The organism is Kaarinaea lacus (assembly GCF_975902315.1).
On record NZ_CDLKIE010000285.1, the window covers coordinates 1 to 12,203 of the forward strand.

A 12,203-nucleotide genomic window follows, 5' to 3' on the forward strand; every position below is an offset into this window, starting at 1 on the left:
GTACGGAGCTGTATGAAGCCAAACCAGATCCCAGGATGAAGAAGAAGCCAAAAAAGAAAACCAAAACACACTTTGGCAGCTCATCGCGTTCCAGTTTACATTCCAAGGTTTATGTATTTGATCGAGAAAAGGTGTTTGTGGGTTCCCTGAACCTTGACCCTCGATCCATTGATATCAATACCGAACTAGGGATTGTATTTGAGAATAAAGAATTTGCTGAGACGATAAGTGACTGGTGGGACCGTGAAATCACGATTCATGCCTATGAATTGAAAGTTCAAGTTGATGAAGTTGATGATGATTGGGAAGTAGAAAAAGTAAAATCACTGGTTTGGTTTGAGTATACGGGCGATGACGTAGTAACGTATATTGTTGAACCCCATGTAGGGTTTTGGCGTCGAGTGGGAGTCAGCTTCCTTGGAATACTGCCAATTGAAAGCCAGCTATAAGGCCAATGGTAAAGACTGCGGATTAACCTGTGAATATTAGCTCGGTGGAAAATCTCTCAAAATTTTTCTCAATGCCCGAGTGAGTTTCGTTGTTCTGGTTCCATCCCCGGTAATAGGTGTTTCGCCATAACCCTGCCACATCAATTTATTAGTGTCTGGATTTATCACTTCTATCTGGACGGCACCCATCATAAAAGTACCAATAGTGGCTGCATGAGTTAAAGACGGTGGAGATCCTGGATAGTAGGTTTGTGGTATGTCATTTTGTACAGAACCAGTTGCGATATAGCGGATCAAAAAATCAGGATTGCCTGACGTATCTATTACAAAGCCTTTCGCTGCCAGTTCAGCATCAATTATCGGCTGTATTTCTCGTCTCGCCATATCTTCAACACCTTCAAGTTTGGCGTCTGCGCCGCGCCCCAGGCGGCCAACGTGTGTATCGTTTTTACCCCATGCGTATGTTTTCAACTGGCTGAAATCAACGGATGAATCATGGCTGGTGTTAGTTTTTATTGAAGTGCAGCCAATGATTGACATGAGAACAACTGAATGTAAAAAAAGAGATTTCAATGACATGGCTTCCCTGTATCTTGCTTGTATGTGGTCTTAGATTATATTTGTTTTACAATTCTCGTACAGTATTTTTATACTCTGCATTGAGCGCCTAAGCCAGGATTTCTCAACTATTCCGACTCTAAAATATTAGTCGCGTGTTATTTCGTCAATTCTTTGTGTTAACCGGACAATTTGCGCCCAATTGTGTGAGGCAATATCCTGTGCATGTGCCAGGTGATTGCGCAGTTGTTCAATTTCTTTCGCGACTAATTTGCCACCCTTTTTAGACCTGAAATCCATGGCGTCAAATGTCGGTTGATGATTTAACATGATTTGCATCTTGTCTGACAATTGTAGACACTCGATTAACGTACAATGCTGCCCCCGGCGTTCCCTTTCTTGCTGAATTTCACGAGCTTTCTGCAAACGCGATTCTGTAACTTCGTTATGCCAGCTATCATCCGGATAATGCTGTTGAATCAGCTCTAACAAACGGGACTCTACCAGGGTAATGACGCCAAACAGCCACATACGTACGATGGGTTTATTAATATCACCCCTGTCAATTACACCTACTATGTCCCCGAGGATCTGTACGAAGCAATAAGTATGGCGCGTTAATATATGGATTACGTCAGATATGGGTGAATCGCCCTCTATAACCTGGTCAACCGTAAAGTGTCGAATGTGCTCCGCGCAGGCCTCATGATTATTTGCGTTTACATCAGAGTGCTGCAAAAAGCCTCGGACTGCACCATGAATACGGACACTGGCAACGTCCTGATTATAGGCAGACAGTGCTTTAAATACGTCGGCTGAAGTTTTATCGCCATCAAATGAAAGCAGTGGATCGGCAATATCTTTTGCAGTAAATAGCTCGGTAAACATTCGTTTAAATTGCGGGTTACTGATGGAAGCGAACAATTGACCTGATGATGCAGGCTGTACGACATATTCATGTGCGCTATCAACTGGGCCAAGTTTTTTCAGGTTGCTGCTATGTGCATCGCGGGCCTGTTTGTAGAGTTTGTTGTCACCTTCACCGAGAACATCGAGTAAAGCGGACATTTCTTTGAGGTAAACGCGGGCAAAACCGGGATCATGTTTGGTTATGTCAGTGCAGTTATGTATCAGGTCAGCAAGCTTGATGGTTTTCGCCCGAGAAGATGCTTTTGCCGTGTGTTGCCGATCTAAAGTTTTGCGTTTGGCGCGGTTTCCGTCGCTGGGGCGACTGATATCTGTTAGTTCTTTTACCAATTGGGTGACATCGACGCCAAACTCCTGCTCGAGATCTTCAAGGGTGGCTGGAGTATCTTCCACAACATCATGTAACCAGGCAGCAGCAATCATTTCTTCATCATCGGTTACAGATGCAACCAGTTTCGCGACCGCTTCCAGGTGTACATGGTAGGGCAGGTTGCTGTATTTGCGACGCTGGTCAATGCGCTGGTGCGCCTCACGGGCGTAGACTTTGGCTCGCTTAATTAATTCGGCCACAATGTTAGTCCTCGCTGCATGAATGTTAGGTCGGAGGGAAATCCAGGATGGCGTCCGAAATACCTGCATTCGCTTCGTCTTGCGTCATCAATGGGCCGCTGAGTACTGTTTGCGCGGTCAGGCGCCATACTGGCTTGTCAGTTTGGGTGTCGACTATATTAATGATGAGTGTTGCTTCATGCTCGGTATCTACAGGTGCGCTGGTCAGTGGGTCATGTGTGTCATCTAAAGGTGTTAGCGTCAGGCCTTCCTTACTTTTCAATCCCAGTACATACTGCACATCGATATCCGGAAAAGCATGGTTGAGTTCGTATCCCTTTTGTTTAAAAGCAAAGGTTAACGCCGTGTTTAATAATTCTTCCATATCACCCCTTCGTTCCTTGCTGACCTTTATTGGAGTAACCTTGAATGATTGATAGTTTACAAACGATGCGTTTTTGTCATAGCCAACCTGTTTTTTAAGCGCGGTTCGCTGGCTTGGGCTGCCTTTTTCCAGTTTTAATTTTAATGATAAATTGTTGCGTGAGTCTGCAAGACGCAATGCTTCCTGGTCGGCGATCTTGCCTGCCTTGTAGGCTTTATAAAGCGCATCATCAAAGGTCTGGCCAATTCGTCCCGATGTTTGTGTCATGGCTTCCTTGATTTTGTCAAAATGACCTTTCAAAATCAGTTCAGCTATATAGGGTGTTTTAATCATTACCTCGACAATAGCTACACGTTTGCCATCGATTCCGGATGCCAGGCGCTGTGATACAACCGCATTAAGATGCAACGACAAATCCATCAACAATTGCCTGTGCGCAGCCTGGGGAAAAAAATTAAGGATACGTTCCAGTGCCTGGTTGGCGTTGTTCGCATGGAGCGTTGCAAGACATAAGTGCCCGGTTTCTGCGTAAGCAAGTGCATGTTTCATAGTGTCCACATCACGAATTTCGCCGATCATGATGGCGTCGGGTGCTTCACGCAATGCATTTTTCAGGGCATTTTCATACGATAAGGTGTCAAGCCCGACTTCCCGCTGATTGACCAGGGATTTTTTATGGTGATGAACAAATTCAATGGGATCTTCGATAGTTAAAATATGCCCTGGACGGCTGGTATTTCGATAATCAATCATTGATGCCAGGGAAGTTGATTTACCTGTGCCCGTACCGCCAACCACTAGTACCAGGCCATGCTCTTCCATGATCAACTCGCGTAATACTTCCGGCAGACCGAGTTGTTCTATGGAGGGTATTTCACTTTTTACATAGCGGGCAACCAGGGCAGGTTCACCTCTTTGCCTGAAGACATTCAGACGAAACCGGCCGATGTTTTCCAGGTTCACGCCAATGTTTAATTCCAGGTATTTTTCAAACGATTTGGTTTGTTCATCATTTAAAAGGGAATATGCTAATTGATAGGCAAGGTCAGGAGTAACCACTTCGTTTCCCAGAGCCATCGGGTTACCTTCAATTTTTATGATCGGTGGTGCACCTACCGAGACATATAAATCCGACGCCTGGTGTTCTACCATTTTACTGAGTAGTTTGGTCAGCTCCATGAAACCTCCCTTAAGCTTATTGGCCTCTCGTTAATTGTAGAGCACAAGCGTCAGACTGTTATAATTAGGGCATTTTCCCCTTGATTTTCAGAATCCTGCCCTTTCTTAACAATGTAATTCTCACTTCCTCACCTGGCTTTTTTCTGCCGATCGTCTTTTTGATTAGCTTAATACTGTCTTCATCTTTGATAGGGACGTTTTCTATATTCAACAGAATGTCGCCACCCAGTAATAATTCTATGCCACCAATATTAGCAGGCACGTCACCACCTTTTATACCTGCGTTTTGCGCAAAGGAGCCTTCTGCCACACGCTGTACCAGTGCGCCAGCAGTTTGTGGTAGTTGAAAAATACCGGCGAGTTCATCCGTCAATAGCTGCCCATCAATACCACTCCAGATACGCTTTTCTTCCAGCAATAATTGCTTCGCTGAGTTACTGGTGACAGCGAATCCCATACCCTCGAAACCGCCTGACTGTGACAAGATGTGGCTCACGATACCAATGACTTCACCTTTCATGTTAAACATGGGACCCCCGGAATTTCCCATGTTGACGGCTGCGTCAGTCTGAAAAAATTCCACGTCAGAGAACATGGATTTCTCGGGTGGCTTGCGTCGTCCGCTGATATAGCCCGCAGTAATTGAGTGACCTATACCGTACGGAGCGCCAATAACAAAAATGTCATCGCCCACTTTTACTTGTCCAGAGTCAGCTATTGCAGCCACTGTCAGATCGTTGGGCAGTTTTTCCAGCTTTACCAGCGCAACATCAGCAGTGGGTTCGGAGGCGACCACCTTGCCCAGTATTTTTTCACCATTCTTGAATTGCACATGAACGGAATCAGTGACTTGTACAACGTGGGCAGCGGTAAGGATCAGTCCGTCTTTTGATATCACCACGCCAGAACCCAGTCCTTCAACACTGGTCATTCGTTCCTTGGTGGCCGGATTAATTTTGGGAACACGCTCAAAGGTATGTAGAATAACCACTGAAGGACTGGCTTTTTCGAATAATTTGCTTAGCTGATTGGCGGACGCCAAAGGTGCTAAACACAGGGATAATAAAATTGTTATGGCAAGAAAGCGCAATTTAGTCATGTTTTTATCTCAGGATAAGTATTTGAAAATAGGAATGCTACAGGTTTTGTTTGTTTATATATTGATCGGTCTCAACAAAGGGCAAGTATAACATGAATATAAGTTCGGTCTTTCAGACACTGTCAATGTCTGCCTTATCAATGAGGGCACTGGTTTTAACTATACTTCTGATTTTAATCACTGGGTGTCAAACGACTGAAGCGCCAGAGCAAAGCAGTGATGCCAAAAGACTGGCAATGGTGTCATATTTCGATTCCGGCTATACCATATCGGCCAGTAAAAATTCTTTCGCCTGGAAACCCGATAGCTCCTTTGTGCTCGCCAGCGAGCGTATTGATTCAGGTGAGTTTAAACCACTCATAGAGAACGCTATTAAGGTGACCCTGAAAAACAAAGGTTATAAGTTTGGCGACAATTATGAGAACAGTGATTTACTGGTGTCTTACGCCGCTGGACTGGAAACGGAACTCAGTGATAAGGAGGTTACACGACGCTTTGGCATGATTCCCGGTTTACAGGGAAATGCAGCTAACATGGACAAGTACGAAAAAGGCACCATCATCGTCGACATATTTGATAAAAGCACCAACAAGAGTGTCTGGCGTGGGGTGATCCAGGGATTTGCAGATTTAAAACTGTCGCGTGCCGAACGGAGTAAACGGCTGGAAAGCGTCATGCAGCAATTGTTAGCAGAATTCCCGGCGATATTGTAAGTACAAACCAGGAATTAGCTTGAGTGTAATGCCTACACTGCAAGGTTAAAAGGAAACCAGGAACGACAGCTCTGTGTAAGAAGTACTACAGTCGCTGTAGACAGTTTCCGTGCAGTCCTGGTATTTTCGATAAGCGCCACCAATCCCAATATATGTTCTTGCACCCGTAACGAAGTATAAGCCGCCGCGATAACCAAACGCATCCAGGTCATCAAAGCCCTCGATATAGCTGCGCGTGTAAAAAGCACCAATGTAAGGTTTTACTTTTGGTACCTGATGAAAAACATATTGAATATCCGGAGTGACCTGGTAAATGCTGGGATTGCCATTCAACCATAGATCAAATTTAATACCCAGTGAAAATCCGTTTGCCAGAAAATAACCATAACCCAGGCCGAGAATGATATAGTCATCATTAAATGCAGAACCAGATCCAGCGCTGATGACGAGATTAGAGCTGCCCCTGTCAAAAGGGCTAATGGAAGCGCTCGCGCTGGCAGCCGCACTGATACTGGAATTACCAAGAAAAACTAACGCTATACACATCGGGATCACAATTTTTTTAATCATATTCAGGCATTCTCGATTTTAGTTAATATAACAACAATACTTTACTATTTGATGGCGTGATTTTTTTTACGCTGTCTTATATGGTATGTGCTGGTTTGTAGTGTCTGCACTAAACCACGTATTTTTCCGCTTAATAGCAATGCCCAGCCATCTCCGGACTTTTTGAAACTTAGTACTTCCATGTTAGATATTTTAATTTCGCCCAGTCGATACGTTTCCCGCACCAGCACATGAACGACATCCTTACCTTCGGGCATTTTGCCAATAACAGTGGTTTGAGTATTCCTGATTCCGGTGTTTCTTACCAGGCTGGCAACGTTTCCCACGACGTTGACAAAAAACTCTTTGTTCGATGCCTTGCTGGCATCTTCATACGTTGCTTCCTTGCCAAAGGTTTTTTTAAGTAGTCCACTTTTCCCGCTATGATTTAGCGGCTTCAGTGTCGGTAGCAGCTTGGTCTTGAATTCAGTCAATGCCGTTTCATGCATCATGTCGGCGATGTTGCTCCACTGGTTTGCATCGATAAGTTGATAATATTGATCAGCGATATGCTCCGGGGTGGCGGCATGAATGGCCGAAGCAAACAACAGTAGGAGAGCCGGTACGCTTTGATTTAGTATAATTTTCATCCAATTGGCTACCAGATACTGGGTGAGTTAGTCTCAATACTATAATGCGATTATTACGCGAATAACAGTATTGATTCTGTTAACAATGACCAAATTCCTGAACCAACTGATCAATAATAACCTGTTGAAGTCTAGAGGCTTATTGATAAGACCAAAGCACGTCAAGCGTCCAGTTACTTATTGCCGTCCGGTATATTCTTAATGGTAAAAGCAGCGACTTTTAAAAAACGTGGAAGCGCCTTCGATCCTGGTTAAATAGAGTAGCTAATCAATGGTTTTTTCGCTTAACAAATTTATTAAGGCTGGTTAGAACGGCATACCGAATACCAGGCGGTAAATATCCAGCCCATCGCCTCTTCGTACCGCTAATCCTATGCGCGGTATATCAATAAATCGGGTTTTCTTTTGTATCTGCACGCCAAAGGTAATTCCCACCTCGTTTTGTTTGACGACAGTCACCTCTCTATCATCAGGAAATATAATCCGTAGCACATCGTAATACTGAAAATTGGCATAGTAGACACTAAAATCTGCCAGGTGTTTTTTAAGAAAAGGAAATTGTTTAAACCTGAAATCCAGGCTGGTTTCAAAGGTGCCAAAATCACTGGAGGCGCTGCGCTCTACACCACGTTGCCGCGCATGTAGCAAGCGATTGCCCAGGGTAAAGGTGACATCCTCCAATGGGTATTCGTAGTAACTGCGAATACCGTAGGAATAAATTCGGGACGCATCACCATTTGTCATGTTTTGGGCAAAGCCAAAGTCAAAGAATGGACGTACTTGCCACTTTTTCGTGACGAAATATTGAAACTGTAAACCGGGAACGATCGAGAGTGTAGAAATATCAGTGGGTAGTCCTAGATCAGGTAGATCTTCCAGTTTGAAATCGTAAAACCCCAAAGTGACTGGAATTGTTAGTTTCAATCCCCAGTTTTTCTGCTCGCCAGGTTGAAAAAACTGGTAAGAAAAGGGAATCTGATAGACTTGTACATTCTTCCCCGAGGCTGAATAAATACCACTTCCCAGATAGGTGGCGAATCCGTAATTAAGGTCTTCCAGGAAAGCTGCCTGAACATCACGGAAATATGCGCAAGTTAGCAGGATTGCTGTAAAAATAATTGTCGTTTGGCGAATCATTTGAAAGAATGTAGCAAAATTGTTAGCCCAACCGCTATTGATATGAACAAATTTTAAGTATTTTACTCTAATTTACTTCTGCCACACCAAACGAGGATCATTCTTATGTTCTCCAAATTACTTAAATATTCACTATTTGCCATACTGGTGAGTGTGTATTGCCCGTCCGCATTTGCACTGGAGTTTCTGGATGATCAGCGAAACATCAACTACACAAAGCTGAATTATGAAGCTTCCAAATTATTCATGTCGTTTGATACCGGTGTCTCCCTGGGTAAAAAACCAGTGTCAGAAGTAGTTAATGATCTCGTTATGCCAAAAGATAGTAATGCCCTGGTTCCGGAGTCGGGCTCTATTTACACAGTGTCCACCGAGTCCTCGTTCTTTGGTAAACATACTATTTACACAATGTGGTTTGATGATAATGCGGCATTGCTGCAACGATTAAAGGAACTCAGGAGAGGCGAAAAAAGTAACAGCAAGCTTTACCGCTTCGCCCGAAATGGTAAGCATGATTTTCGCAAAGATTATGATAGTGAGGATTTTAAAGTCAATTTAGGCGAAGTAAAGAACTGGGGGAACAGTTTTGCCGCCTATCCTGTTGAAGTCGAAGATGGCCAGGCTGTTTCGGAGTCAAGTGCCTTGCTTTACCTGGTGAGTTTACTGAAGTTGCAGAATCCCGGCGATGAACAGGAGCTTATGCTTTACTCCCGCGGCCAGCTGGTCAATACAAAATTAACGGTAGCAGAAAAAACCAGATTGAAGGTAGATTTCAATATTGTTAGTGGTGGAAACAGTCAGCGCGTCAAAGAACGGGATCGCAGTGTAATAAAGGTAGTGGTAAAGCCAGTGGATAGCCAGGGAAATCCTGTTAAGGATCTGAAAGTAATGGGTTTGCAGGGTGATATCAGTATGTATATCGATGAAGCAACGCGACTTCTTCTGCAAATATCCGGTGAAGTTAAGGTCGCTGGCGAGGTTGATGTTAAGTTAAAAAGTGCGGTTAAAGCGCAGTAACTGGATTTGAAGGAGCGCACCTGCGGGGTGCGATTTTACTATTACTATTGTCATTTCGAGCACCCATAAGGTGCTCGAAATCTTATTTCAGGTCCTGGCATTTTTTCTGCAAACTATTTCTTGGGTGGCGGAAAGCTTTTTAATATTTTTTCAACCGCCGTATTAATGCGCTTCTGGCGTTTTTCAAAATCACTGCTGCGTCGGTCAATCTCTGCTTTTAGGGTGCTGCGGTAAATAAGGTTGTTTGAAGATGGATCCACAAAATCCACGACCAGTGTGCCTTCTTCATATTGATACACTTCGACACCACCATACCAGCCGGGATAGCGATATCCCCAGTTGGTTACATCGACCTTGCTTTGTACATCGCCGTGGTAGGCAACTTTAAAATCCGGATTGCTTTCGTTAAGGCTATAGCCTTTGGCGGCAAGTTGTTTGTCCATGGCACTTCGAAAGTGCTTATCAAACAATTCATCAGATTGTGCTAACTGCGGATTAGGTATCCAGCTGTATGATTTCAGTTTTGAAAAATCATAGCCTGGGTCGTAGTCGTTTTGCGCGGACATCGTCGAGCAGGCCGCTAACACTACAGTGGTGATAACTGCAAGTATGATACGTATATTCACTTTTATGGTCCTTTTAGTATCTTTCATTGAACAGTGTTTTAGTGCAATTCTGTTAGCGATTAATTACCGGAAAATCGTGCAAAGAACGATCACAAATAAACAGGTAATTGACAGAGCGGTATGCAGTTATTTTGACAAATTTCCCCGTTCTTTGTCCATCTTGACTATTCCTTTTTTTAAGGAGGGAATTTCCTGAATATATCATTTATGGCTTTTCTGATGTTCTGTTCGCGTTTTTCCTGGGTCGTTTTCTCTCGCACGACGGATTCTGCGGCACCAGTCCAGATTCTCTGGTGAGTTTTCTTGTCAATAATATCAATTACTAAAGTACCTTTGTTGTAGGCAATTTTTTTGTATTGCGGTAATGCGGTAGAAGGGTAGGTGCTGTATTGGTAATAATTACTGTAATAATGGTCAATCATCACCGTATCAGTCACCATTTCCAGAACGACATAGTAAGTGACTGCGAACTTGGCTAGTTCATTATTTTCTACCAATCCTTTCCTTTTTAGTGTCTCCCGAATGGCGATAGTGATATTCTGGTTCAACCAGTCCTCGTCCACTTTGAGGCTTTCAATTTTGTCCTGTTTATTTTTAACAATCTCGAAATCCTTGATCTGGCTATAGTCAAAATTGGGATTGCTTCTATGTGTTATTTTAAACTGCATTTGTGTGCAGCTAGCCAGTTGCAGTATCACAGCACACACGAATGACAGACTTAGGCTAAGTTTTATAAATTTTCTATTAAACATCGCAACAAGGTTGACGATTCAACTATTAAAATACTGCTTTAGTTCCTAGTTTGAATAACTGTGCAGGTGCATCTTCTATGTCAAACCATTCTGCAGGATTGGTTTTGCCAGCGGCCATTTTCTGATGAGCACGGGCCCAGATAATCACAATCGCACGAGTCTCATTTATACCAGTCTTGATTAAAGTATATAGTTCATCCAGTTCGCGATGAGTAGCACGATACAACTCCCAGTCCGGTTCTATTTCTCGCCAGATCTTGTGGGTAATCTCCAGGCGTTTAACCAGGTGCTCAGCAATTTGTGACATTTCGTCCTCTGTAGGTGTGCCTTTGGGTAGCAACGCTTTTCTACGTATGACACCACTGTCACGTAGTTTCTGAAATGCTTCCGGTTCCCCCTTATAGGTCGCGTACAATTGGCCCAGGGCTATTAATATCGCGTATTTTTCTTCTTCCAGTGCTTTTTGATATTTAATAACAGTGTCAAAGCGCTTATCAATTTTTTGATCCAGTTTTGCTTCCAGTATTTTTAATGACTGGTCCAGCTCATCTAATAATATCTGATAGGCGCGGCCGGAAGCGTTGATTAGTGGTTGTGCCATTTGCAGCGCATCATGAAATTTTTCTGCACTACGGATTTTCTCTATTAACTCATCATAGTGACCTGCGTTCTGTTCATGCCTTTCTTCCGCTTTCTTCTGTAGCGCCGCAAGAAAGTCAGCATATTTTTCCACTCTTTCTTTATCTGTTTTACTGGTTTCAGCAATATCCACCAGGGCGATGGAATACTTCACGAGTGTTAATAACCTGCGCTCCAGTTCTTTTTCCAGTTTAGTGAACTCCTGTTCTTCAGGTTCTGATGGGTCAACATATTCACGGACATAAACCGATTTACCCACGGGTAATCCAAGATCAGGATCAGTTAATGTGGCAATGGTTTGATCGGCAAATATACCGACGTTTGCTTCCTTGGTGCCAGAGAATTTACCTTCCCAGGATGCGCAGCCAGTTAAAAGAACAAAATGCACTAGTACAGTCAGGAAAATTAAATTCCTGGTTTTGGCGTTCATGAGCATGACTCCCCGTAGGTGATTCGTTATTTCCGGTAATTAACCTTAACTTTATATTGATTATAAGCTGGTTAATTTTTAATGAATCTTAGACTGAAAACAGCGGGAAGTAAAAAGGTTGATCGGTAATTTGAACAAAATTACATCAAAGTTAGACTGAGATTGCTTCGCCTCTAGATTGCAATGATTTACTCCCTGTTCCAATGTCATTGCGCGTTGCGACTGGTTAGCAACATCGCGTTCCTGCCAGCCTTAGCAGGGAAATTGTATCGATCTCCGGGGTTATTTTTGAAACGGAAAAATTTTGGAAGTCTACTTTGAAGAGCTGCTATGCCTGAAACTCTTTAATTCATCATTAAGCCACTGTGCAGTGAAATATTCTTTTCCTTCACAACGCACTTTATATTTCTTGCCTGACATAGTGCTTTTTGTTGCCGAGTATTCAATAAACTCCTCCGCACTATCGATGCGTGACTTAAAGTAATTATATTTTTTCATAATATGAGCTCTGGCATCTGGTCCGTTATGTGTAGACCCATTACGA

Annotated in this window: 14 protein-coding genes; 3 read left to right on the forward strand and 11 right to left on the reverse strand. The window is 43.3% G+C overall.

What is annotated here, in order from left to right; translation table 11 throughout:
* Positions 1-449, forward strand: a 449-nt coding sequence (locus tag ACWVCM_RS08940; RefSeq protein WP_455201392.1) for a phospholipase D-like domain-containing protein, incomplete at its 5' end; no start/stop codon positions are given.
* Positions 450-485: 36 nt separating this feature from the next.
* Here the strand turns inward: ACWVCM_RS08940 and ACWVCM_RS08945 are convergent.
* The 4 genes from ACWVCM_RS08945 to ACWVCM_RS08960 all read right to left on the reverse strand — a co-directional run bounded on the left by ACWVCM_RS08945 (position 486) and on the right by ACWVCM_RS08960 (position 5,146).
* Entirely contained in the window at positions 486-989 is a 504-nt protein-coding gene (locus ACWVCM_RS08945) for a DUF4136 domain-containing protein (protein ID WP_455201393.1), read from the reverse strand.
* A gap of 165 nt (positions 990-1,154) precedes the next feature.
* A complete protein-coding gene (locus tag ACWVCM_RS08950) occupies positions 1,155-2,504 on the reverse strand; it encodes an HD domain-containing protein (RefSeq protein WP_455201394.1) in 1,350 nt (449 codons plus the stop codon).
* A 25-nt stretch (positions 2,505-2,529) separates the two neighbouring features.
* On the reverse strand, positions 2,530-4,047 hold the full coding sequence (locus tag ACWVCM_RS08955; RefSeq protein WP_455201395.1) for a PilT/PilU family type 4a pilus ATPase: 1,518 nt from the start codon (positions 4,045-4,047) through the stop codon (positions 2,530-2,532).
* 64 nt (positions 4,048-4,111) lie between these two features.
* Positions 4,112-5,146 (reverse strand): S1C family serine protease, encoded by a 1,035-nt coding sequence (locus ACWVCM_RS08960; protein WP_455201396.1) that lies wholly within the window; start codon positions 5,144-5,146, stop codon positions 4,112-4,114.
* Between the two features lie 92 nt (positions 5,147-5,238).
* Between ACWVCM_RS08960 and ACWVCM_RS08965 the strand changes: the two genes are divergently transcribed.
* Entirely contained in the window at positions 5,239-5,859 is a 621-nt protein-coding gene (locus ACWVCM_RS08965) for a DUF4136 domain-containing protein (RefSeq protein WP_455201397.1), read from the forward strand.
* A gap of 45 nt (positions 5,860-5,904) precedes the next feature.
* On the opposite strand, the gene ACWVCM_RS08970 is transcribed toward ACWVCM_RS08965, so the two are convergent.
* From ACWVCM_RS08970 to ACWVCM_RS08980, 3 genes are all read right to left on the reverse strand, one after another.
* The gene (locus tag ACWVCM_RS08970; RefSeq protein ID WP_455201398.1) at positions 5,905-6,429 is read right to left on the reverse strand and encodes a hypothetical protein; all 525 of its coding nucleotides are present in this window, start codon (positions 6,427-6,429) and stop codon (positions 5,905-5,907) included.
* A gap of 44 nt (positions 6,430-6,473) precedes the next feature.
* Positions 6,474-7,058, reverse strand: a complete 585-nt coding sequence (locus ACWVCM_RS08975; protein ID WP_455201399.1) for a hypothetical protein — start codon at positions 7,056-7,058, stop codon at positions 6,474-6,476.
* Positions 7,059-7,364: 306 nt separating this feature from the next.
* Positions 7,365-8,195 carry a hypothetical protein gene (locus ACWVCM_RS08980; RefSeq protein WP_455201400.1) on the reverse strand — a complete coding sequence of 277 codons (831 nt, stop codon included), beginning with the start codon at positions 8,193-8,195 and terminating at the stop codon, positions 7,365-7,367.
* Between the two features lie 105 nt (positions 8,196-8,300).
* Here ACWVCM_RS08980 and ACWVCM_RS08985 point away from each other — a divergent pair, with 105 nt between their 5' ends.
* The gene (locus ACWVCM_RS08985) at positions 8,301-9,212 is read left to right on the forward strand and encodes a hypothetical protein (protein WP_455201401.1); all 912 of its coding nucleotides are present in this window, start codon (positions 8,301-8,303) and stop codon (positions 9,210-9,212) included.
* A gap of 113 nt (positions 9,213-9,325) precedes the next feature.
* Here ACWVCM_RS08985 and ACWVCM_RS08990 read toward each other — a convergent pair whose 3' ends face one another.
* The 4 genes from ACWVCM_RS08990 to ACWVCM_RS09005 all read right to left on the reverse strand — a co-directional run.
* Positions 9,326-9,838 carry a DUF4136 domain-containing protein gene (locus ACWVCM_RS08990; RefSeq protein WP_455201402.1) on the reverse strand — a complete coding sequence of 171 codons (513 nt, stop codon included), beginning with the start codon at positions 9,836-9,838 and terminating at the stop codon, positions 9,326-9,328.
* A 176-nt stretch (positions 9,839-10,014) separates the two neighbouring features.
* A complete protein-coding gene (locus ACWVCM_RS08995) occupies positions 10,015-10,506 on the reverse strand; it encodes a DUF4136 domain-containing protein (protein ID WP_455201403.1) in 492 nt (163 codons plus the stop codon).
* Between the two features lie 109 nt (positions 10,507-10,615).
* Positions 10,616-11,659 carry a hypothetical protein gene (locus ACWVCM_RS09000; protein WP_455201404.1) on the reverse strand — a complete coding sequence of 348 codons (1,044 nt, stop codon included), beginning with the start codon at positions 11,657-11,659 and terminating at the stop codon, positions 10,616-10,618.
* Between the two features lie 312 nt (positions 11,660-11,971).
* Positions 11,972-12,203: DUF5329 family protein (locus tag ACWVCM_RS09005; RefSeq protein ID WP_455201405.1), on the reverse strand; the 232-nt coding region annotated here is incomplete at its 5' end.

Coding starts and splice junctions, on each gene's coding strand:
- ACWVCM_RS08945 (WP_455201393.1), bottom strand. CDS start 989: ATGTCAATCATTGGCTGCACTTCAATAAAAACTAACACCAGCCATGAT.
- ACWVCM_RS08955 (WP_455201395.1), bottom strand. CDS start 4,047: ATGGAGCTGACCAAACTACTCAGTAAAATGGTAGAACACCAGGCGTCG.
- ACWVCM_RS08960 (WP_455201396.1), bottom strand. CDS start 5,146: ATGACTAAATTGCGCTTTCTTGCCATAACAATTTTATTATCCCTGTGT.
- ACWVCM_RS08965 (WP_455201397.1), top strand. CDS start 5,239: ATGAATATAAGTTCGGTCTTTCAGACACTGTCAATGTCTGCCTTATCA.
- ACWVCM_RS08970 (WP_455201398.1), bottom strand. CDS start 6,429: ATGATTAAAAAAATTGTGATCCCGATGTGTATAGCGTTAGTTTTTCTT.
- ACWVCM_RS08975 (WP_455201399.1), bottom strand. CDS start 7,058: ATGAAAATTATACTAAATCAAAGCGTACCGGCTCTCCTACTGTTGTTT.
- ACWVCM_RS08980 (WP_455201400.1), bottom strand. CDS start 8,195: ATGATTCGCCAAACGACAATTATTTTTACAGCAATCCTGCTAACTTGC.
- ACWVCM_RS08985 (WP_455201401.1), top strand. CDS start 8,301: ATGTTCTCCAAATTACTTAAATATTCACTATTTGCCATACTGGTGAGT.
- ACWVCM_RS08995 (WP_455201403.1), bottom strand. CDS start 10,506: ATGCAGTTTAAAATAACACATAGAAGCAATCCCAATTTTGACTATAGC.
- ACWVCM_RS09000 (WP_455201404.1), bottom strand. CDS start 11,659: ATGAACGCCAAAACCAGGAATTTAATTTTCCTGACTGTACTAGTGCAT.